Source organism: Hazenella coriacea, assembly GCF_004341825.1.
Lineage (GTDB): Bacteria > Bacillota > Bacilli > Thermoactinomycetales > Thermoactinomycetaceae > Hazenella > Hazenella coriacea.
On record NZ_SMAG01000002.1, the window covers coordinates 445202 to 467582 of the forward strand.

The 22381-nt window shown below is 41.6% G+C and carries 22 protein-coding genes and 2 pseudogenes; 22 read left to right on the plus strand and 2 right to left on the minus strand.

Going from position 1 to position 22381, the window contains the following annotated elements; genetic code table 11:
* Positions 1 to 194 precede the first annotated feature (194 nt).
* The 4 genes from EDD58_RS05455 (at position 195) to EDD58_RS15000 (ending at position 2342) form a co-directional block, all read left to right on the plus strand.
* Entirely contained in the window at positions 195 to 875 is a 681-nt protein-coding gene (locus tag EDD58_RS05455; protein ID WP_131923823.1) for a futalosine hydrolase, read from the plus strand.
* Complete coding sequence (locus tag EDD58_RS05460) at positions 872 to 1708, plus strand: menaquinone biosynthesis family protein (protein ID WP_131923824.1); 837 nt, start codon at positions 872 to 874, stop codon at positions 1706 to 1708. Before EDD58_RS05455 ends, EDD58_RS05460 begins: the two co-directional genes overlap by 4 nt.
* A gap of 86 nt (positions 1709 to 1794) precedes the next feature.
* Positions 1795 to 2172: a hypothetical protein gene (locus EDD58_RS14785; RefSeq protein ID WP_165875818.1), complete on the plus strand. Its 378-nt coding sequence runs from the start codon at positions 1795 to 1797 to the stop codon at positions 2170 to 2172.
* Between the two features lie 5 nt (positions 2173 to 2177).
* Positions 2178 to 2342 carry a hypothetical protein gene (locus tag EDD58_RS15000; RefSeq protein WP_207903258.1) on the plus strand — a complete coding sequence of 55 codons (165 nt, stop codon included), beginning with the start codon at positions 2178 to 2180 and terminating at the stop codon, positions 2340 to 2342.
* A 219-nt stretch (positions 2343 to 2561) separates the two neighbouring features.
* On the opposite strand, the gene EDD58_RS05470 is transcribed toward EDD58_RS15000, so the two are convergent.
* Complete coding sequence (locus EDD58_RS05470; RefSeq protein ID WP_131923826.1) at positions 2562 to 3191, minus strand: fumarylacetoacetate hydrolase family protein; 630 nt, start codon at positions 3189 to 3191, stop codon at positions 2562 to 2564.
* 361 nt (positions 3192 to 3552) lie between these two features.
* On the opposite strand from EDD58_RS05470, the gene gatC reads away from it, so the two are divergent.
* From gatC to EDD58_RS05545, 15 genes and pseudogenes are all read left to right on the plus strand, one after another.
* Positions 3553 to 3858, plus strand: a complete 306-nt coding sequence (gatC, locus tag EDD58_RS05475; RefSeq protein ID WP_131923976.1) for an Asp-tRNA(Asn)/Glu-tRNA(Gln) amidotransferase subunit GatC — start codon at positions 3553 to 3555, stop codon at positions 3856 to 3858.
* An 18-nt stretch (positions 3859 to 3876) separates the two neighbouring features.
* Complete coding sequence (gene gatA / locus EDD58_RS05480) at positions 3877 to 5340, plus strand: Asp-tRNA(Asn)/Glu-tRNA(Gln) amidotransferase subunit GatA (protein WP_131923827.1); 1464 nt, start codon at positions 3877 to 3879, stop codon at positions 5338 to 5340.
* A complete protein-coding gene (gatB, locus tag EDD58_RS05485; protein WP_131923828.1) occupies positions 5337 to 6770 on the plus strand; it encodes an Asp-tRNA(Asn)/Glu-tRNA(Gln) amidotransferase subunit GatB in 1434 nt (477 codons plus the stop codon). The genes gatA and gatB overlap by 4 nt, the downstream gene beginning before the upstream one ends.
* 91 nt (positions 6771 to 6861) lie before the next feature.
* Positions 6862 to 7167 carry a hypothetical protein gene (locus EDD58_RS05490; RefSeq protein ID WP_131923829.1) on the plus strand — a complete coding sequence of 102 codons (306 nt, stop codon included), beginning with the start codon at positions 6862 to 6864 and terminating at the stop codon, positions 7165 to 7167.
* Positions 7168 to 7198: 31 nt separating this feature from the next.
* Complete coding sequence (locus tag EDD58_RS05495; RefSeq protein ID WP_131923830.1) at positions 7199 to 7969, plus strand: sirohydrochlorin chelatase; 771 nt, start codon at positions 7199 to 7201, stop codon at positions 7967 to 7969.
* 322 nt (positions 7970 to 8291) lie between these two features.
* Complete coding sequence (locus EDD58_RS05500) at positions 8292 to 9362, plus strand: RNA-guided endonuclease InsQ/TnpB family protein (protein WP_207903259.1); 1071 nt, start codon at positions 8292 to 8294, stop codon at positions 9360 to 9362.
* A gap of 372 nt (positions 9363 to 9734) precedes the next feature.
* A complete protein-coding gene (locus tag EDD58_RS05505) occupies positions 9735 to 10688 on the plus strand; it encodes a YegS/Rv2252/BmrU family lipid kinase (RefSeq protein WP_131923832.1) in 954 nt (317 codons plus the stop codon).
* Positions 10689 to 10766: 78 nt separating this feature from the next.
* Positions 10767 to 12146, plus strand: coding sequence for a 23S rRNA (uracil(1939)-C(5))-methyltransferase RlmD (gene rlmD, locus EDD58_RS05510; RefSeq protein WP_131923833.1), 1380 nt, complete (start codon positions 10767 to 10769; stop codon positions 12144 to 12146).
* Between the two features lie 1117 nt (positions 12147 to 13263).
* The gene (locus EDD58_RS05515) at positions 13264 to 14337 is read left to right on the plus strand and encodes an ATP-binding cassette domain-containing protein (RefSeq protein ID WP_131923834.1); all 1074 of its coding nucleotides are present in this window, start codon (positions 13264 to 13266) and stop codon (positions 14335 to 14337) included.
* Between the two features lie 47 nt (positions 14338 to 14384).
* Positions 14385 to 15584, plus strand: coding sequence for an MFS transporter (locus EDD58_RS05520; protein ID WP_131923835.1), 1200 nt, complete (start codon positions 14385 to 14387; stop codon positions 15582 to 15584).
* Positions 15585 to 15700: 116 nt separating this feature from the next.
* A pseudogene (locus EDD58_RS05525) lies at positions 15701 to 16045 on the plus strand (DinB family protein); the annotation flags it as partial.
* A gap of 198 nt (positions 16046 to 16243) precedes the next feature.
* On the plus strand, positions 16244 to 17041 hold the full coding sequence (locus EDD58_RS05530) for an alpha/beta fold hydrolase (protein WP_131923837.1): 798 nt from the start codon (positions 16244 to 16246) through the stop codon (positions 17039 to 17041).
* Between the two features lie 24 nt (positions 17042 to 17065).
* Positions 17066 to 17539 carry a GbsR/MarR family transcriptional regulator gene (locus EDD58_RS05535; protein ID WP_131923838.1) on the plus strand — a complete coding sequence of 158 codons (474 nt, stop codon included), beginning with the start codon at positions 17066 to 17068 and terminating at the stop codon, positions 17537 to 17539.
* Between the two features lie 158 nt (positions 17540 to 17697).
* Positions 17698 to 17868, plus strand: a pseudogene (locus EDD58_RS15330) (putative immunity protein); the annotation flags it as partial.
* A 52-nt stretch (positions 17869 to 17920) separates the two neighbouring features.
* The gene (locus tag EDD58_RS05545; RefSeq protein WP_131923839.1) at positions 17921 to 18370 is read left to right on the plus strand and encodes a DUF5946 family protein; all 450 of its coding nucleotides are present in this window, start codon (positions 17921 to 17923) and stop codon (positions 18368 to 18370) included.
* Between the two features lie 238 nt (positions 18371 to 18608).
* On the opposite strand, the gene EDD58_RS05550 is transcribed toward EDD58_RS05545, so the two are convergent.
* Positions 18609 to 19190, minus strand: coding sequence for a TetR/AcrR family transcriptional regulator (locus EDD58_RS05550; protein ID WP_131923840.1), 582 nt, complete (start codon positions 19188 to 19190; stop codon positions 18609 to 18611).
* A gap of 155 nt (positions 19191 to 19345) precedes the next feature.
* On the opposite strand from EDD58_RS05550, the gene EDD58_RS05555 reads away from it, so the two are divergent.
* The 3 genes from EDD58_RS05555 (at position 19346) to EDD58_RS05565 (ending at position 22321) form a co-directional block, all read left to right on the plus strand.
* A complete protein-coding gene (locus EDD58_RS05555) occupies positions 19346 to 19939 on the plus strand; it encodes a carboxymuconolactone decarboxylase family protein (protein ID WP_131923841.1) in 594 nt (197 codons plus the stop codon).
* A 301-nt stretch (positions 19940 to 20240) separates the two neighbouring features.
* Entirely contained in the window at positions 20241 to 20690 is a 450-nt protein-coding gene (locus EDD58_RS05560) for a MarR family winged helix-turn-helix transcriptional regulator (protein WP_131923842.1), read from the plus strand.
* On the plus strand, positions 20687 to 22321 hold the full coding sequence (locus tag EDD58_RS05565) for an MDR family MFS transporter (RefSeq protein WP_131923843.1): 1635 nt from the start codon (positions 20687 to 20689) through the stop codon (positions 22319 to 22321). Before EDD58_RS05560 ends, EDD58_RS05565 begins: the two co-directional genes overlap by 4 nt.
* The last annotated feature ends 60 nt before the right edge of the window (positions 22322 to 22381 follow it).

Genomic DNA, 22381 nt, shown 5'->3' on the forward strand with positions numbered 1-22381 from the left:
GGTGAAGAAGTTTTATCTCTTATCTTATAAAAGTTATCTTTGGTAATGGAAAAAGGTTAGATCCAGCTTATTCATATCAGTATAATAAAACTAGTTTTTTTTGTTATCAACAACTCTCTTTGGTGGTTTTCTCTTTGCTGTATGATTCTCTCTATTTATAATAGAAGTGTATAGAAATAAAGGAGACCTTAACCATGAGTGAAGAACTTCATACACAATCACCCAGTTCTCACCGACGTGTGCTGATTGTTACAGCTGTAGAGGCTGAGCGGGAAGCGGTGTTGCGTGGGCTTGGTGATATAGATCAAGTTGATGTATTGGCGGCCGGCGTAGGACCTGTGATGGTTGCGGTTAGGACAGCGATGGTTTTGGCGAAGACTTCGTATGATTTGGTCATCATTGCAGGCATTGGTGGCGGTTTTGTCGGACAAGCTGAGATCGGGGAGCTCGTCATCGCAGATCAGATTATCGCTGCTGACTTGGGAGCGGAAACGCCAGAGGGATATATGAGCTTAGATGAGTTGGGTTTTGGATCTGTTCAGATTCCTGTACATACAAGTTTGGCAAACGAATGGGCAGATGTCATTCGTGAAAAGGGATTGTCTGTCACTCTAGGGCCTGTCCTTACTGTTTCCACGGTTACAGGAACGGCTGAAACGACTGAAGAGTTAGCCCAGCGTGTACCTAGTGCGGCAGCCGAAGCGATGGAAGGGTTTGGTGTGGCTACGGCGGCACATGTTCTAGGGATTCCTGTGTTAGAGATTCGGGCGATTTCTAATCGGGTAGGACCCCGAGATCGTTCCGCTTGGCGGATCGGTGATGCATTAAAAGCATTAGAAGTGGCAAGTGCTAGTTTAAAAGAGGTGTTAACATGAAAATTGCATTTTCTCCTTGTCCCAATGACACTTTTATTTTTCACGGTTGGGTCCATGGACTGATTCCAGATGCTCCACCGCTGGAAGTCACCTATGCGGATATTGATCGAACCAATGATTGGGCGGCTCATTCAACTGATTATGATATCCTGAAGATTTCTTGTGCCGCTTTGCCATGGGTATTGTCTGAATATGCGCTTTTACCTTGTGGAGGAGCTTTAGGTCGTGGCTGTGGTCCATTAGTATTGACCGCCAATGATACAGACCCAGCGGCGTTGTCGGGGAAGCGAGTCGCTGTTCCAAGCAAACGTTCAACTGCTTACCTATTATTCCGCTTATGGATCGCCCGATTTGTTCCAGGCGGTGTGGGTGAAATCGTGGTGATGCCTTTTCAGGAGATTATGCCTGCAGTCAGAGATGGGAAGATCGACGCTGGACTGGTGATTCATGAAGCTCGCTTTACCTATCCTTCTTATGGGCTTCAGCTAGTGACTGACTTGGGACAATGGTGGGAAGAGGATACAGGGCTACCCATCCCGCTAGGGGCAATTATAGCCAAGCGAAATCTAGATCTTAAAGCGATTGCCGGATGGACTCGGTCATCAGTAGAACTCGCATGGAAAGATCGAAAAATGTCGCAGTCATATGTCATGTGTCATGCTCAAGAGATGGACCCTGAAGTGGCACAAGCACACATCAATCTTTATGTAAATGAATTTAGCGCTAACTTGGGTGAAGAAGGAATTGGAGCGATTCGGGCATTACTGGGACGAGCGGCTGAAGAAGGTTTGGTTCCCAAGTTGGATGACTCCGCGTTTCAACCGTTTTTTTGAGATATAGAGGCTTCTATTACAGGTGATTGGCTGTAGTAGGAGTCTTTTTATATGATTAAAGAGGTTTCAATTAAATATGGTTGATCTTGTTAAACAGGTCGCTTATTCTGAAATCAGATGGACTATTCTGTATTAAAAGTAAGGGAATTGATTGTACTGATGGTTTTGTTTTTTGTTCCATTGGTCATATAGGATTGCCATGCAAAGGTTGGACCATGTGGGTTGACTCCACCAGTTTGGAGGTTAAAGCGGGTATGGGACGAGTAAAGTTGGTAATTCTGTTCGTTTCAGTCTGTACGATTACACTTTTTGCTTGTGCGAATGAGGATACAAAACCCCATAGTGATTCAAGTACAGATGATCCTCAAAAAACTCAAAACCACCAGAATCAATCAAATGGTGATTCTTATTGGACTGAAGAAAGAATGAAAAATGCGAAACCTGTTGATATGGTTGATCCTTAAGTGAAATGATTTTCCAACAACAGTTAGGTGGTGATGGGAAAATAATCAATGAACCCTTACCTGATGAAGAATCATTGGTTGAAGAAAATGCAATCTCTTTCGCTGCTGGTGTGTTGGATGGGCATTATGGGCACCACAAATGTGGTTGTAGCTTTACAAAATGGTACTGATGGAGAGGGGAAATTTAACATTTCTCCGTTTGTCAGAGATTTTCAAGGAGAAGGGTATCGAGAAGTCGGGTTTAATCAAAACCGTTTTCGATCGTAGGCATGAGATGAATCGTTGGATGATAGAACCACATCAAAACCTCCCTGCAAAAAAAGGGAGGTTTTGATGTGGTTCTCTGTGTATGTAGTTTTAAGATTTACTATTTTCTCAAGAAAGTTCCCTTACCCCAAACGAACTACACAATCTCCCCAGATCTTTTCACCCCACAACAATTGGAGGTGATCACCATCGTTCACTTTTCCTACACCAGCCGGTGTTCCCGTAAAGATTAAATCCCCTTCACCTAATCCCAGATGTACACCACAAAAATCAATAATCGTCTGTAAATCAAACAGCATGTCACTCATATTTCCTAGCTGTACTTGTTGTCCATTTATTTGCAGAGAAAAATGCGTGTTGTGACAAGTGTCGATCCCCGGAAATGGATGAAGATCTGTAATAACCGCTGAGCTGGGAAAGCCTTTGGCTAACAACCAAGGGTGTCCTTTTGCTTTTAATTGGCTTTGAATATCACGTAAGGTAAAATCGATCCCCAGTGCCATTTGATCTACGATCTCTGCCACTTGAATCCCTTTTTTATAAGATCGGGAGAGATGAATGACCACTTCAGCTTCGTAGTGAATCTCTCCTTGGTCATTAGGGAGAAAAATCTCCTTTCCGTTTGCTTGAACAAGGGCGTGCGTCGGCTTGGAAAAGATCATCGGAGAACTAGGGACAGCATTCCCTAACTCCTCTGCATGAAGACGATAGTTTCTACCCACACAGTATACATTGCGAAAATGATGGTTCATATAATCGTTTCCCCTTTTTGCTTGTTTTGAAGGAGGCGACGATATTTTTCCATGAGCGACGTCTAGACAACTGGCCACCAGAACGAGTGAAAAAAATATCTTCGCCGACTGGCATGAGGAAAAAAGACTCACCCACAACCATGTTAAGCTCATACATACTCAATATCCATCTAATATTCACAATCCAGAAACCTACCCAACCAAACACCAATTATATCATTTATCTGAACAACCCAACCCCAAGCTGTTTTCATCGTACGAACCGATGACAGAGCGATGATTTATGCTATACTGTGAGAAGATTCAATTGGGCACACTCAAGATAGAGAGCCCAGATTCGGTAGCACGTTTCTCAGTTTTTATGGAGGTGACATTCTTGACCATTTCAAAGGAACAAGTAGAAAAAGTAGCTTCTCTTGCCAGATTAACATTAACAGAAGAAGAAGCCGACCAATATACGGTTCAATTAAACAACATTTTACAGTTTGCTGAAAAGCTGAATGAGTTGGATACTGACCAAGTAGAGCCAACTAGCCATGCCTATCCGATGGTAAATGTCATGCGAGAAGATGAAGTAAGACCTTCTATCTCACGTGAAAAAGCATTATTAAACGCCCCAGAACAGCAAGATGGCTTGTTCAAAGTACCAGCTGTTTTTGAAGAATAAGCATTAAGGAGGAAGAGTATGTCGTTACTTCGGGAATCATTATCAGAAATACATAAACGAGTGAAGCAACGGGAAATTTCGGCACGGGACTTGGTAGAAGAGTCCTTAAAACAGATTGAACAGGTGGATGGACAAGTTCAGGCCTTTTTAAAAGTAGATGCAGAAGGAGCCCGAAAGCAAGCGGATGAGCTAGATCAACAATTCGCAAACTCCGAGCACAAGGGATTGCTCGCGGCGCTCCCGATCGGTCTCAAAGATAACTTATGTACAGAAGGACTGACGACAACTTGTGCGAGTAAGCTTCTAGAAAACTATACACCAATTTATAATGCGACAGTTGTTGATAAGTTAAGAGAGGCTCAAGCGATTTCCATGGGTAAACTCAATATGGATGAGTTTGCGATGGGTTCCTCCACAGAGAATTCGGGCTATTTCCCCACTTATAATCCTTGGGATCTGGAGCGTGTTCCTGGCGGCTCCAGTGGTGGTTCGGCAGCAGCTGTAGCAGCAGGGGAAGTTTATCTTGCTTTAGGTTCTGATACGGGTGGTTCCATCCGTCAACCAGCTGCTTTTTGTGGTGTTGTGGGATTAAAACCTACCTATGGTCGTATTTCCCGCTTTGGATTGGTTGCGTTTGCATCTTCTCTGGATCAGATCGGACCGTTAACTAAAAATGTGGAAGATGCAGCCTATGCGTTACAAGCTCTTGCTGGTCATGACTCGATGGACTCCACTTCTGCAGATGTGGAAGTACCCAATTATCTCTCTGCATTGACTGGGGATATTCGAGGTTTGCGCGTCGCCGTTCCTAAAGAAATGATGGGCGAAGGGATCGAGCCAGGAGTTCGAGAGCAAGTGAGAAAAGCTCTTGCAACCTTAGAGAAATTGGGAGCGATCGTCGAAGAGGTTTCCTTACCTCATGCCGATTATGCAGTGGCTACCTATTACTTAATTGCACCTGCTGAAGCTTCATCCAATCTCGCACGGTATGATGGGGTTCGGTATGGTGTACGTAAAACAGGAAAGAACTTAATTGATCTATATCATGAAACAAGAAGTCAAGGATTCGGACCCGAAGTGAAGCGTCGGATCATGTTGGGAACTTATGCACTTAGCTCTGGATACTACGATGCTTACTATCTCAAGGCACAAAAAGTGCGTACATTGATCCGCCAAGACTTTGACTCGATTTTTGCCAATTATGATGTGGTGATTGGACCGACTACCCCTACAACTGCTTTTAAAATTGGTGAAAAAGTAAACGATCCACTAACCATGTATGCGAACGATCTTTGTACGATTCCTGTCAACTTAGCTGGATTACCTGCGTTAAGTGTTCCTTGTGGATTGTCAGAAGGTCTTCCTGTCGGATTACAGATCATCGGAAAAGCCTTTGATGAAGCAACCATACTACGAGTAGCTCATGCGTTTGAGCAAGAGACTGAGCGTTTGGTTGCCCCAGTAGGAGGGTTGGATGCATGAGTAAATATGAAACAGTGATGGGCTTAGAGGTTCATGTGGAGTTACAGACCAAAACCAAAATCTTTTGCGGATGCTCAACTGAATTTGGGGCTCCTCCGAATACACAAACTTGTCCAATCTGTCTTGGACATCCGGGCGTTTTGCCTGTTCTCAATCGACAAGCGGTTAATTTTGCGATGCGTGCAGCGATGGCACTTAACTGTGAAATCGCTGAATATAGTAAGTTTGATCGGAAAAACTATTTTTATCCTGACTCACCGAAAGCTTACCAAATCTCTCAATTTGATCAACCGATTGGTGAACATGGTTGGATTGAGATTGAAGTTGAAGGCAAGAAGAAGCGGATCGGAATTACACGTGTTCACTTAGAAGAGGATGCGGGTAAATTAAACCATATGGAAAATGGCGAAGGTTCCCTCGTTGACTTTAACCGGGTCGGAGTTCCTTTAATCGAGATTGTCTCCGAGCCAGACCTTCGTTCTCCAGCCGAAGCACGTGCCTATCTGGAAAAATTAAAAACCATTATTCAATATACAGGCGTTTCTGATGTGAAGATGGAAGAAGGATCTCTTCGCTGTGATGCCAATATCAGTCTGAGACCGATTGGACAAAAAGAGTTTGGAACCAAGACTGAGATGAAAAACCTGAACTCCTTCCGTAATGTAGAGCGGGCTCTCCTCTATGAAGAGCAACGCCAAGCAGAGCTCTTGGATCGCGGAGAAAAAGTCATTCAACAAACATTACGTTGGCTCGAAGATCAAAACAAAACCAAGTTGATGCGTACCAAAGAAGAGGCTCATGACTATCGTTATTTCCCAGAACCAGATTTAGTTCGTTTACACATCGATGAGAAGTGGAAAGAAGAAGTACGTAGGTCAATTCCTGAACTCCCAGATGCTAGACAGCAACGTTACACTCAAGAATATGGTTTATCTGATTATGATGCCAATATTCTAGTTGCAACACAGGAGATTGCGGACTTCTTTGATCAAACAGTTCAAGTGGGGGCAGATGCTAAGTTAGCTTCTAACTGGATTTCGAGTGGACTTCTTGGTTATCTCAATGCAGAGGGCAAAGAGTTGTCAGATATTGAGATGACCCCTGCAAACTTGGCAGAGATGATTGAACTGATCCAAAAGGGAACAATTAGTAGTAAAATCGCTAAAAAAGTGTTCCAAGAGATGTTGACTAGTGGCAAAGATCCAGCCACCATCGTGAAGGAGAAAGGCTTAGTACAAATTAGTGACCAAGGTCAACTGAAAGAAGAAGTGGCTAAGGTACTAGAAGCGAATCCGCAGTCCATTGAAGATCTGAAAAACGGGAAAGATCGTGCTCTTGGGTTTTTAGTCGGACAAGTGATGAAAGCAACCAAAGGAAAAGCAAATCCACAGATGGTTAACCAATTGATCCGTGAGCAAGTAGGATTATAAAAAATAAAATATAATCAAAGAGAATCGGGTGCTCGTCTTTCGTGGACGGGCTCCTTTTAAGCCCAAATATGGGACTATAGGGGGAAGATCCTTGATACCATTTCATCTGTTAATCCTTCTCCTATTTCTAGGTTTAGGATTGTTTTTCTTGTTTTTTACTACTTCTTATATGGAGGCAGTACATTATTTACTGATTGCCCTTTATCTCTATATTTCTCTATTTGAATTATTGGGGAAACCCTTTGCACGCTGGATCTATTTGTTGACAATGGTTTTATTAGTTGGCGATGGAATGTTAAACATGTTTGTTTTCTCTACAGGCTTGCTTAGTGGGATCTTCAGTTTTTTCTTAGCTTTTTTGGCTTGGAAAAGTGCACAACGTTTGAAAAATGTGTAGCAAGAATCCCCACTAAAAAAGAGGTGAGTGTATGAAAAAGCGTGGAGTATTGGTGATTGCCCATGGTTCAAGTAAAAAGGATTGGGTAAAGTTAGTGGATCAAGCGATGGGACAAGTGCAATTCGATGGTCCTCTTGTCACTAGTTTCTTAGAGATGGTTGAAGGACGTACCATTCTTGATGGGATTCAAGCGCTGGAGAGCCAAGGGGTTCAAGAGATGTTTGTTGTTCCCTTATTTGTTTCGTCAGGGAGTACTCATATTGAAGAGATTAGTTATCTCTTAGGGTTGGAAGAGAATCCAACGATTGAGATCGACGAACAACCTTTTCCCATCCAAGCGAAACTTCATCTTTGCTCAGCCATGGATGACCATCCATTGATTAATCAGATTGTGATTGAGCGGACGAGAGAACTAAGTACACATCCAGAAACAGAAATTCTGTTGTTGGTTGGGCATGGTAGTGATCTCCCAGGATTTCAAGAAAAATGGGAACAAGGCATGGCAAACTTAGCTTTGCGAACGCAACAAGAATTGGGACTGTCAGCAGCTTCATTTGCCACCATGCATCCCGATAACCTGAATCGCCGGGTTAAAGATTTAAGTCTAAAACATCGCGTTTTGGTGCTTCCTTTGTTTTTAAGTGAAGGCTATTTTACTCGAAAAGTAATTCCTTCTCGTTTGGAGGGTCTTGAATACGTATACACAGGTAAAACCTTTCTCCCGCATACGCTGATTCCTCGTTGGGTCGAATCGGTATTACAGGAGAAGGTGGATCAGCTGTTGAAAGCTCCTCTCGTCTAAATGGATGGGAGGAGTTTTTTAAGATTTGCGAACGGGAATTCTCCCCATTTCAATGGGGTAGATGAAAGTGAGCGTTGCTCGGTATCCCCCTTGGGGGGATGCTTAGAGCAACAATTTTTATGTCTTTTATAAATTATATGTATATTAATATCATCTTTTATATTACGGAGATTATATGGTTTTTGTTATACTATATGTATGAAGAAACCGAATGTAAAACATGCTAGGACGTGTGTATACAACGTCAATTATCATATTGTGTGGTCAGTCAAATCGTAAGTACATTGAAAATCAGAAAAAGAAAGGGTGAAAAAATCAAATGATGAAGTCGTACAAATTCAAGTTAGAACCTAATAAGGTACAAATTGAACAAATCGAAACTACCTTGAATTTGTGTCGCTGGCTATACAATATAGCGTTGGAACAACGAAAGTTTTCTTATGAAAAGCGTGATATTTCTGTTAACTACAACATGCAACAAAATGAACTGCCACAGCTAAAGAAAGAGTTTCTAGAATTCAAACAGGTACAATCGCAAGTGTTGCAGGACGTTCTACGCCGTTTAGATAAAGCATTTAAAGCATTTTTCCGCAGAATCAAAACGGGCGAAAAAGCAGGATATCCGCGATTTCAAGGCAAGAATCGTTATGATAGCTTTACATACCCACAAAGTGGATTTTCTCTTGATGGAAAATATCTGAAACTATCCAAGATCGGGAATGTTCGTATCAAATGTCACAGACAAGTAGAAGGAAAGATCAAGACCTGTACCATCATCCACAAAAACGGAAAGTACTATGCTTGTTTTTCCTGTGAAATCGAAACCATAGAACATTCAACAGAAAAACAAGTCGGTATTGATCTTGGTGTTAGACATTTGGCTATTACATCTGATGGTAAATTCTTCGAACATCCTAAGTATCTTAGAAAGTCAGAACAAAAGCTAAAACGACTTCAGCGAATCGTATCCAGACGTAAGAAAGGCTCTAATCGTCGTAGAAAAGCTGTATCTTTGCTAGCAAAGATGCATGAGTACATAGCAAATCAGAGAAAGGATACCGCCCATAAGATCAGTAGATACCTAGTAGATCAATACGACCTGATTGCCTTTGAAGATTTGAACATCAAAGGGATGGTCAAAAACCATAACCTAGCGAAAAGTATTGTTGATGCTGGATGGAATCAACTTATTCAATTCACTACTTACAAAGCAGAGTACGCTGGTAAGAAAGTGGTACAAGTTGATCCATACCATACGTCTCAAGCTTGTTCTGAATGTGGTCAGATCGTAAAGAAAGAACTAAAAGATAGAGTTCATAGCTGTTCTTGTGGCTATACAGAAGATAGAGACGTGAATGCCGCAAGAAATATTCTCAAAAAGGCAGTAGCCTAAAACAGTTACAGGCATGGAACGTGCCTTCGTGGAGAATACGACGTTGGTCGGTTCGATGAAACGAGAAGCTCGCCATTTCAATGGCGATATAGTTCACGCCTTTTGCAGTTATCGGTACGGCACTTCTGCAGGCTCCAATTTTTATGGTAGTAGTGGCTACTTTTGCCCATTTAGGAATAAAAAATAAAACCCACTCTACACTAAAGAGAGCCAGCCTGATGAAGGGCTGGTTTCCCTTTTTATATTTCTGATTTGTATCCTAACTTTTGTCATGTTATGGTCAGATAGGTTAAACTGATAGTATCCTAACTGAAAAATGAAATCATAGCCTCGTCAAACCATACAGATCTGTGCGAGAAAAGGGGTGGGCAAGTGCCTAGAGCTCGCCTAATCTATAATCCATTTGCGGGAAAAGAGCTTGTAGAGAAACAGTTATCCAAGATTTTAGACTGTCTAGAGCACGCCGGATATGAAACGTCTTGCTGTGCAACCCAAGGAATGGGGCATGCTACGAAAGAAGCTGCAGAAGCCGCAAAACGGGGATTTGAAGTTGTGATTGCAGCTGGAGGAGATGGGACGATCCATGAGGTTATTAATGGATTAGCACCTTTTTCCCAACCTCCAAAGCTAGGTATTTTACCAGCTGGAACCACCAATGACTTTGCTCGAGCCTTGCGACTACCAAGCAGTTTACGTCGTGCCTGTGAAGTGATTGCGACTGGACAAACGAAACGAATTGACCTAGGTCAAAGAGATGATCGCTATTTTATTAATGTAGCCGCTGCTGGACGGATCACTGAAGTCACTTACGAAGCCCCTCATCATTTGAAAGCCCTCATGGGTCCACTTGCCTATTATGCAAAAGCGGCAGAAAAGCTAGGAAGGTTGAATCAGCCTTTTTCTGTACAATTAAAAACTCCTCGTACAACATGGACAGAGGAGATTATGTTACTTATCATTGCTAACAGTGCATCCGTAGGAGGCTTTGTCAACTTTGCTCCTGATGCTGACTTAAGTGATGGCAAATTGGATGTGATTATTGTACCGAAAACAACGATTCCAGAGCTGCTACAATTAGTTGCCCTCGCTTATAAAGGAGAACACCTCAGTCATTCACGTTTAATCTACTTTCAGACCGAAGAGCTAGAGATTGCCACGACTGAACCCTTAAAACTTAACTTGGATGGAGAATGGCGTGGGAACTTATCAGGTCGTTATACGGTTTTGCCTAAACACTTGGAAGTTTTTGTTCCTTATGTTCCTCATATGAAAAATATCAAAGAAGTCGGACAGAGAAGGAAGCTTCGAAGGTCATTATTAAAATGATAAGTGAATGAATCAGAGATAGCTTAGGATCGAAGCGTTCATCACTGGGTGAGCGCTTTTTGTAAAGGAGAAAAACAGATGAAACGAACACCACCTGTCCAAGTGGGGCAGACCATCGAGTATACAATTACAGGGCAAGGACACAACGGCTCAGGAGTGGGAAAGGTGGATGGTTTTACGGTCTTTGTACCACTTGCCGTGACGGGTGAGCAAGTGAAAGCGAAAATCACACTGGTAAAGAAAAACTATGCCCAAGCTGAACTAGTAGAAGTGATCAAACCCCATCCGGATCGAACAGAACCGCTTTGCCCTGTGTTTGAGCAATGCGGTGGTTGTCAAACTCAGCACATCACATATAAAGCCCAACTCGAGATGAAACGACAGCAAGTGCAGGATAGCTTTGCACGTATCGGTGGACTGCCTGAGATAGTGGTTCATCCTGTGATCGGGATGACAGAACCTTGGCGGTATCGGAATAAAGCACAAGTTCCCGTTGGTCAACGTGAGGGTGGTGGGATCATTGCGGGTTTTTATGCCGCAGGTTCGCATGAGATTATCGATATGGATGCCTGCCAGATCCAGCATCCTGACAATGATCGAATCATCACTGCTGTGAAAAAAATAGCCAATGAGCTAAAGATTCCAGCTTATCATGAACAAACCCACCAAGGAATCCTAAGACATATCATGGTACGGATTGGCTTTCATACTGGTGAAATGATGATTGTTCTTGTTACCAATGGCAAACACTTACCACAAAAGCAAGAACTAATCACACGTCTCCGTCAGCAGTTCCCAGACATCACATCAATCATACAAAATATCAACACTCGACGAACCAACGTCATTCTAGGACCGACTCACCGTTTACTCTGGGGCAAGGAATATATCGTAGATACCATCGGCGAGATCCAATTTAAAATCTCTCCACATTCATTCTATCAAGTAAATCCAACCCAGACGAAAGTCTTATACGATCAAGTGAAAAAAATGGCTCGCTTAACGGGAAAAGAAACTGTCATCGATGCTTACTGCGGGATTGGGACGATCGCTCTCTATATTGCTTCATCAGCCAAGCAAGTGTATGGAGTTGAAATTGTTCCCGAAGCGATCGAAGATGCGAAGCAGAATGCTACCTTAAATGGGATCAACCATGCTCATTTCGAAGTGGGAGCTGCCGAAACCGTCATGCCTCGTTGGCTCCAACAAGGAATTCAGCCTGACGTAGTCATCGTCGATCCTCCTCGAAAAGGGTGCGACTCGACGTTACTAGATGCCATTGTCGGGATGAAACCGGAACGACTGATCTATGTCTCATGCAATCCAGCCACGTTAGCCCGGGATGCTAAGATTTTGCATGAGAAAGGGTATGAAGTGAAAGAAGTTCAGCCTGTAGATCTGTTTCCGCAGACGGGGCATGTGGAGGCTATAGCGTTGATACAACGGAAAATTATGTAGAAATCCTTAGTTTTACAAGCATGCACACTTTGTACCAAATGGTGAAAATGGGTGGAAAAAAGTGTTGAAAAACCATATTGAGGTTTCGGTAGGAATTGAACTGGTGTGTGGGAACACAACAGAATAAGATAAGAAGATGTACGACGACTACAGTTTAAAAATGATTGTGGTCGACGTTTTGTATTTTTAAATGTATTTATCGTTCCAATCAGATTTGCAGATGATATGTTTGGTAATTGTAATAATTGTTTTATAGTAATATTGTCCGTTTTACAATTGTTTATTTTGAATACTTAACCTTACGCGAAATATTTGTCATATAAAATAGAGTTATGTCAAACTTCCAGCATAAATATGGTAAGGTCAACCTAGAAGCAACTGTTCCTTGAACGTGAGACCTGGCAAAGTTCTTTCACGAAGTTCCCCCTCATCCGAGCGGGCTGCCCCCAATGCAGTGGCGCTGGCCAGGTAGAAGTATCATTCTCCCTCTAGCCGGTTATGGCGACTCAACCCACCACAGGTTGATTTCAGCCGGTAGTTGGTCGCTCGTGTCAGAACAGTCATGGCGCTACCGCTTCGTCGCTTCCGATGGTTACGGAGGTAGAGGAATGTACTTGACCCTCGAATGATGAAGCAGGAACTCCAAGGGGAGAAATTATAGATAGGTCTAACGAGCTCGAACGTTTTTCCTCTTTTTTTCATGATGAACTGACGCCAAAGTAGAGCGTATGTTATGGTTAACTGTGATAAGGAAGGGTGTTGAACGTGTTATATATCCAATACGTTAAACTTGTGCGAAAAGTTCGCTCCGTGCAATTGAACGCGATGAAGCGTTGTACGGAGCCTAATCGGGGGGCATAAAGCTTCCTATATTCATCGGCTGAATAGTCCTTAAAAAGTATAGAATCCTATGCTTATTTAAGTGTAACTATTTTGCCGATGAAAGATGATGAAGGGCCATCGACAACGTTTTGTCGGTGGCCCTTTTTGCGTGCTTCGATTTCGACGCTTTCATGCCAAACGAAATCGGTTGAAACACGTCAAGCAGAGGGCCGGCGTCGTCAGTGGCGCTAAACCCTCTGCTTTTTTATATTTTTTAAGAGAGAGAGGAATTGTTATGAGCTTACTTAAGGTCGAAAGCTTGTCACACAACTTTGCGTACAAAAAACTGTATGAAGATGCCTCCTTCGAGTTGTATAAGGGCGAACACATGGGGATGGTTGGTCAAAACGGTTCAGGAAAGAGCACGCTGATCAAAATAGTGATAGGAGAAATTGTGCCGGATCAAGGCATGGTCAAATGGCAGTCTAATATGAAAATCGGTCATCTGGACCAATACGCCGAAATAAACGGTACGTTGACCATTTCGGTTTATCTGAAGTCAGCGTTTGCGGATTTGTATGAAACGGAAAAGAAACTGAACCATCTTTATGAGAAAAGCGCCGTTACCGGTGATGAGGCTCTATTGTTGCAGGCAGCGGCGTATCAAGAACAGCTCGAAGCCCAAGATTTCTACTCGATCGAAAGCCAGATCGGCAAAATTGCTAGCGGTTTGGGTATCGATGCGATGGGAATGGATCGCTCCATTCATGAATGGAGCGGAGGGCAGCGGGCAAAAGTAATTCTTGCCAAGTTGCTCGCCGAAAAACCGAACGTTTTGTTGTTGGATGAGCCAACCAACTTTCTGGATCAAGATCATGTTGAATGGCTGGCCAGTTTCCTGGCCCATTTCGACGGCGCCTTTATTGTCGTTTCTCATGATTATGACTTTCTGGAAAAGATCTCTACTTGCATATGCGACATCGAGTTCGGAACGATCCGCAAATATTATGGCAAATATTCGGACTTCCTCCGACAAACGATCCAAGTGATTTCGGAGCGGTTTCCCGGTTTGAATACGAAAGAAATACGGAGTCATTTAGGGAGATGTGGGGTAAGGGGAAACCATGCTATGCAGGCCGTTGGTACACTCAGCGGAGGCGAGCAATCGAAAGTGAAATTATGCGGGCTTCTGCTTGCTTCTTGCAATTTTTTGATCATGGATGAACCGACGAATCACTTGGATGCGGAAACGAAAAAGGCGCTGCAGAACGCTTTGGCATCCTTTTCAGGGAGCGTACTGCTTGTGTCCCATGAGGAGAGCTTTTATAAGGCTTGGGCCGACCGCATAGTAAAACTGGAACATGTCTAACGAATGCCTATACTCATTTTTTGAAGTCTATTTAGGAGGTTTCTTTCATGGATCGTATCAGTGATAATTGGAAAAAGAAAATCACTCTGTTTTTGGTTGCCCAAACCGTCTCCTTGTTCGGTTCCTCTTTGGTTCAGTACGCCATTATATGGTATATTACGCTTTCGACTTCATCCGGTGCGATGATGACGATTTCCACCCTTTGTGGCTTTCTTCCGCAAATCGCCATATCATTGTTTGCGGGCGTATGGATTGACCGCTTTGATCGAAAAAAAATGATGATGCTAGCGGATGGAACGATTGCTTTCGTAACCTTGATTTTGGCGATTCTGTTTTTGTCGGGTTATACAAGCATCTGGTTGCTTTTTACTGCGTTGCTCATTCGTTCGGTAGGGACTGGAGTACAGACCCCCGCGGTTAACGCGCTGATTCCCCAGCTCGTTCCGAAGGATAAGCTGATGCGGATCAACGGAATAAATAGCAGCATCACATCGTTAACGATGTTTCTATCTCCCGCGGCGAGCGCAGCCATTCTTTCGGTGGTTAGCATCGAAATGACGTTATTTATTGATGTGTTCACGGCCGTCATCGGGATCAGCCTGATGTTCGTGATTCAAGTGCCGGCTTACCTCAAGAGCAAACCGCAATCTCAACTGCAAGGCATTCGAGAAGGATTCGGTTATCTGAAAGAAAATGCATATATCCAGCGGTTGCTCGTGTTCTTGGTGATCGTCATGATTTTAATCAGTCCAGCCGCTTTTCTAACCCCTTTAATGGTCAGCCGATCTTTCGGCCCGGAAGTGTGGCGACTCTCGGTAAACGAAATGTCATACAGCGCCGGACTCGCTATAGGCGGGATGTTGGTAGCATTATGGGGTGGTTTTCGCAATCGTATGAGCACCACTACTCTTGCATGTGCGTTATACGGTCTGCTGATGATCGGTTTAGGTGCTGCCCCCTTATTTTCGCTATACTTGCTGTTAAATTTTTTGATCGGAATCACAGGCCCTTATTTTAATGCACCTATTACGGTTTCCTTGCAGGAAAAAGTTGAGCCTTCCATGCATGGTCGGGTGTTCAGTCTGATTCAAATTGCGAATTCATGCTCATTGCCGTTAGGTATGGTTATCTTCGGGCCGTTGGCTGATCGGGTAGCGATCGAAAGCTTGCTCATGTATTCGGGGGTACTCGTGCTGGCTTGTGCTTCTTATCGTTTTTTTCACAAAAAGTTTAAGAGCATGAGCTAAGAAGCTGACCGACTTCTTTAATGGTGAGTCGGTGAAAAGGAGCTATTACAGCTTCCGCTATTGAACAATCTATCAGCTTTTTAATATTAATCATGTTTTAACCCCCTCATTGGTTAGAGAGGATGAAAGGGAGGAGTAATGAAGATACAAGCATAGAGATTCAGAAGCGAAAGGAGCAAGTTTCAGGCACATCTTTGAATACACTTGAACTGCTATATGATGAACTTTCAAGGGAGTATTACAGTTTTCTTAAACAACAAGACTTCGAACAAACCATCGATTTAGAACTTCCTCAATATGGTCGTAATGAGGTAGCACTTTCTGATATTATTTACCAAGTAGTTAATCATGGAACTTACCATCGAGGTAATGTCACAGCGATGTTAAGGCAACAAGGTGAAAAGGGTGCTCCAACAGATTACGTTATTTTTCTTTCTAGATTAGAAAACAACTTACAATAGATTGTTTTGATAGAGTGGGCTGGATAATGAGGGATCTGGCTTTTTTTATTTTTTAGAGTATTCATTACAGGTACAGAGTATATTTATGAAAGAGATCTTGCGATTTCATTAATTTTAGTGTTTACTAAAATTAATGAAATAAGTTTTTTGAATAATGTTTCTAAGCATATTACTTCATTATGTAAGAGGGTGTTTTAAATGGAAGGAAAATTACTCCAAAGAGTAGTTAGTAGGAGAGGATGTGATATCCATTATTGGATTTCACATTGGAGAAACCGTTCATGGTTGATTTTCTTACATGGAGCTGGTTGCGACCATGAAATGTTTAATGAACAATTGCAGTTAGTTAATAACTTTAATATATTGCTTTGGGATGCGAGAGGCCATGGATTATCAAGACCAATGGGGGAATCCTTTAGCATACCATTAGTATTGGAAGATTTAGTTGAAATTATGAATAAAGAGGGGATTGAACAAGCTACATTTATTGGCCAATCCATGGGAGGAAATATAGCGCAGGAAATGGCTTTTTATTATCCTAACAAAGTTGAAAAGTTGGTATTGATTGATTGCACCTGCAATACGATGCAATTGTCCAGTTTAGAAAAGTTTTATTTGAACATAACTCCTTTATTAATTCGTCTATATCCATGGAGTTATTTGGTGAATGCGAGTGTGAAAGCAAGTGCATTAAACACAGACGTCCAACATTATTTGAGAAAAGTTTTCAACCTTGTTGGGAAAAAAGACTTTGTAAAGATATTTTTAGCCACTGCCGCTTGTTTGCATGATGAAGAAGATTATAAAATAAATAAACCCATGTTGCTGGTTTATGGAGAAAAGGATCGCACAGGTAATATTAAAAAAATTGCTCCTACATGGGCAGCTAGTGAACCTCAGTGTCAATTGGTAAAAATCCCAAATGCAAGCCATTGTTCTAACCAAGATAACCCTACAGCCTTTAATAAGGCTATTATTGAGTTTTTGAATAAGTAAAAATGAAAGAAAGGAGTTTTTAATATGGAAAATACTGAGTGGGAACTTAATGAAGAAAAACAATCGTTTATCGAAAAGCTAGGGATCTATTATGAGAGCTATGGAATTCCACGAATTGGCGGAAGAATTTTAGGACTAATGCTTGTTTCCTATCAACCTGTTTCAGCCGAACAAATATCTAAATTTTTGCAGGTGAGTAGAGGAAGTATCTCGACAAATGTGAGATTGTTAGTATCCAATGGATTATTAGAGAAAACTTCAAAGGCAGGAGACCGAACAGATTATTATACGATTAGTGAATCCATATGGGATCATGCGATAAAAGTTCGGATAGACGGTTTTAAACATTTAAAACAAATCGTTGCACATGGAGTTAAAACAGTTGAAGAGGATGCCGTAACAAACAAACATTTACCTGACATGCATAGATGGATAAATAAAATGATTGATAGTCATGAAAAAGCACTTGTAGAATGGCGAAAGGAAATGGAAGATTAAGAAGGACTCACTTTGCTGAACGTGATTATTCCGAGTGGGGTTACTGCCGCTGTGGCGCAAGTACTATCTGGATGACCTTCGTCCGCAAAACGCATTAAACGCCACCCGCGAGTAGGTGGCAGGTACAATCAAACTGCCGCAGGCGAAACTGTCATGCGGCCGCACGTGAAGCGGACGGAAATCCTGTTGCCCAGGCGGCGTCGAGGGCAATCGGCCAATGCATATCGACCGCCCATTCAGCACAACATTGTATCGGACTTGCCTTTTATGGAGCGCTGGCGATCGCTAATGACCAGTTTAAATGTATAAAGACTTTTTTTCTTTGGTAAACATTACATTAATGTATACTAAAGTAATTTAAATAAATGAGGTTGGTTATAAATGGTTGATAATAACACAGTTATGAAATCTGGGAGATGTATAGAATGTGGAGCTAAGGAGACCGATGGTTTTTCATGCCATGAGCTATTCGGGTTCCCTCTTGTATGGGAGCATAATGATCCAAAGCTATATGAGTTACATTTTTGGCTTGTTTCGTGCTATATGATCCAGCATCCTTCGAATTTTACAGAAGAAGGATATACGCATTTAGTTAATCTTTTTATTAACGCTTATGATAATGATTGGGATACACAATATATTCTTAAGAAAAATCGAGAAATAGTAAAATCATTAAGCAAAATAACAAACCCTGTTCATAGCAATGAAAGAAGGCGTGAACTAAGACTTTGGCCTATGACAATTGAAGATATATATTTAGCGGGGGAGCAAAATGCAATCGTGAATATTAGTAAATGGAAAGAGCTTATTAGAAGTGAATTAAGGCGTTGAAAACATGAAGGTGGTATGTGAAACTCATTGATATGTTCCCGTCTACCGATAGTGCCAAAAACACTGTGGATCTGTTTCCGAGAACGGACACACTCAAATGACATTCATTCTGTCCTCTCGAGCCATGTGGAGTGTTGTACACTGCTTAAATTAAAAAATTCTTAATGGGTAGATCAGTAAGCCCAAGGTCTTATCAAAAATAGATAAGACCTTTTTGTTTTTTTGATAACCCCATTTCTTAGACAACACTTTTCTTCAAAATGGTCAGCTGACTGATGGAACCCATAAGGAAAGGTAGAATCGATTGAAAAAAAGCCTCACGTGAAACTTTCTTATTTCCATTTATCCATGAACATGAAGCGCTATAAATGGATGAGACAAGCATCGTAGCTACTAATATATTTTGATCAGAATCATCAGACTTAAAGAAAGTGCTAATCACTTCAATCAGTTTATCTTTGAGTTCTGTCTCCATTATCATCACTACTGTACTGTAGTTGCGTCCAAAGGTTTGCTTTAATTCCTCGACCAAGTCGCAAAAGGAGTAAACAAGAAGCCGAAAAGTATCTTTATCTAGTTTTGATACATGTGTAATCTTTTCAAATCCTCGATTCAACATCATTTGATTTACTATTTTTTCTAGTAATTTATATTTGTCGGGGAAATGATTGTAAAAGGTGGATCGATTAATCATGGCATGTTCTGTGATATCTCTCACGGAGATAGAATGAAAATCTTTTTCTTTGATTAATGCAAGGAAAGCATCAATAACCAGATTCCTTGTCCGAATAACACGGGGGTCTTCCTTTACATTTTGCATGTGATGAACACTCCATTTTAAACAGTTATTTCAAAGTGTTGCTTAGACAACATCTCAACTATTTTAACGATTGTAAGCAATAGGGTTATTACTTACACTTATTATAAACGACATGTGTTGTTAATAATAAGGTGATTTTTATAGGAGAAAGAAAAATGGCACAGGAGTTTTATAAAAAGATTTACACGGTTAAAGAAGGTTATGTGGCCCTATACAAAGGTTTACGAACATATAAATATTTGAAAAGGAATAAGAAAAACAAACAGATGTCTTCTCATTTTATTGAGAGAATCATGCTAGCTGTTACAGAAGTAAATGGTTGTGAAGTATGTGCTTATGGACATACAAAGATCGCCTTGGAGCAAGGAATGAGTGATCAAGAAATACAAATGCTCTTATCCGGAGCGATTGAAGGAGCTCCAGATCATGAAGTCAAAGCGATCATCTTTGCCCAGCATTATGCTGATACCAAAGGGAATCCAACGAAGGAGTCGTGGGATCGGATCGTTGAAGCATATGGTACAGAAAAAGCACTAGGGATTTTAGGTGCGATTCGGATGATTATGATAGGTAATAGCTACGGCATCGCGATCAGTGCTCTCAAAAGTCGTATGAAAGGCAAGCCTATTGAAAAAACAGGCTTCCTGTATGAAATTAGGATGATACTCAGTTTGATCGTAAGTTTACCTGTTGCAATGATCCATAGTTTCATTTTAAATATCTTTAAAGTTCCAGTGATCGATTTTTAATCAATGAACGACTTTCTCCACTTCTTCATCATGGCTAAGAGATATTTTTCTGGAACAACTATTGTGACTATGCTCTAAGAGTGAGGTAGAGAAACAACGACCCGACAGGATTTGGGTTCATATGTGACTAAATAGGCTAGTTTTCAATGATGAGTCTTATCGATCAAATCGGTCGATAAGACTTTTTTGTTAGAAAAAAATATTTGACCTTATGAATAAATCCATTATATACTTACTAATATTTTAGTGGGTAAAACATTCAGGTAGCATATTATTAATGAGGTGAAATAGGAGTGTAATGATGACCCGTCGAGATCGATTAACTGATTTTGAAGAGCTTTATATGGAGGTTCAAAGAAAAGTATCAGCTGAGTGGCATAAGCGCTTAGATCCACTTATTTCTGCATCTCAAGCACTGATATTGCGAAAACTTGACAAGTCTGGACCACAAAAAATTACCATATTGGCGGATGGTTTATGCATCACACCAGGAGCTGTGACGAGCCTGTCTGACAAGTTAATTTCTAGTGGTTATGCAATTAGAAAACGAGATACCAAAGATCGAAGAGTGGTTTATTTGGAGATCACAGACCCAGGACGAGAATTGTTGAACCAGTATAGGGCTGAGGTGAAGAGTACTGTGAAGGATTTTTTTGTAGGCTTGCCTGATGAAGATATCGATCATTTGATACGTATTTATCAAATGGTTTTAAGGAATATCGATAAGCCGAAAGAGGAGTCATGTGAATGAAAGACTTAACAGAAAAACAAAAAATAACGATTATGATTGGTATTATTACATCTATGTTTTTTGCTTCGATCAATCAGACGATTATTGGGATTGCGATGCCACGCATTATCGCTAATCTAGGTGGGATGGAGTATTATTCATGGGCAATCACCATTTATCTCCTTACTTCTACTGTCGCTGCGGTTTTAGTCGGAAAGATCTCTGATATCTATGGAAGAAAGCCATTTATTTTATTGGGTATTGGACTTTTTATGCTTGGAGCACTTCTATCTGGCTTTTCAACCGATATCTTTCAATTAATTGCTTATCGAGGTATTCAGGGGGCTGGTGCAGGGATCATCATGTCTACTGTATCCACGGCAATCGGAGACCTCTATGAACCACGCGAGCGTGCTAAGTGGACTGGGGTTATGAGTGCAGTTTTTGGAATCTCTAGTGTTGTGGGTCCATTAATGGGAGGGTATATTGTTGATCATCTTGCATGGCATTGGGTGTTCTGGATTTTCCTTCCCCTTGGAGTGATCGCCTTTATCTTGATCTTCATCAACTTCCCCAAAGTTGGAAAGCGAGAAGGGGAATCGGTTGATTATTTAGGCTCACTGTTCATGACGTTAACCATTGTTCCGATGCTTCTAGCCTTTTCATGGGCGGGAGATGGTCCAAACCAATATGCGTGGGGCTCATTGCAAATCCTGGGGTTATTCGCTGTGACCCTTGTTGCATTGATCCTCTTCATCTGGATTGAAACCAAAGTAAAGAGTCCGATTCTACCCCTTGGGTTATTTAAAAATAGTGTCTTTACTGTTTCGAATTTAGTGGGCTTCTTTTTAAACGCTGGGATGATGGGAGCGATCATCTATGTACCCTTCTTTGTACAAGGGGTTAAAGGAATCTCCCCTACTTATGCAGGGTATATAACAATGCCAATGTCGATCGCTATGTTGATTACAGCAGCTCTTGCAGGACAATTCATGACGAAGACAGGCAAGTATAAAAAGATGGCGATTATTGGCTTGATCGTAATGACTCTTGGTATGGTCTTCATGTATTTGATGGCGCCAGATACGCCTATCTATCAACTTATTATATATATGGTTATCCTAGGGTTGGGAATTGGAGTCGCCATGCCTGTATTCTCATTAACCGTACAGAATGCAGTTTCGCCACAGCAATTGGGAGTGGCAACAGCTACATCGCAACTCTTCCGTAATCTTGGGGCAACGATCGGCATTTCTGTGATGGGAAGTTTGATGAGTAGTAGTCTAGCAAAGAAAATGGCTGAGTTGTCAACGACAATGGGGCAAAATACAAAGGCATTAGCAACAAACCCCGCCTTGGCAGAAAAAATGGCACTGTTTCACAATCCCCAGAACTTATTGGATCAACCTAAGATTGAGGCAGCGTTAAAAAGTTTGCCCCCAGAATCACAAGCTTTGTTTTTGAAAATGCTTGATATGATTCGCGAGGCATTAAGTTATGCCATAACAACCACCTTTTTGGCAGGTGCGGTTGTTGCTGGAATCTCTGTTCTGATTGCTTTATTCTTAAAAGAGATTCCACTTCGCTCTAGTAAAGATAAGAAAGAGTCAATAGTAAAGATGAATCCAGAGGTAACCTCTGAAGCAAATTAGAGAGCCACACCACAAAGAAAAGAGCCATTCTCAGTCGAAGGCTCTTTTCTTTATTTTGAG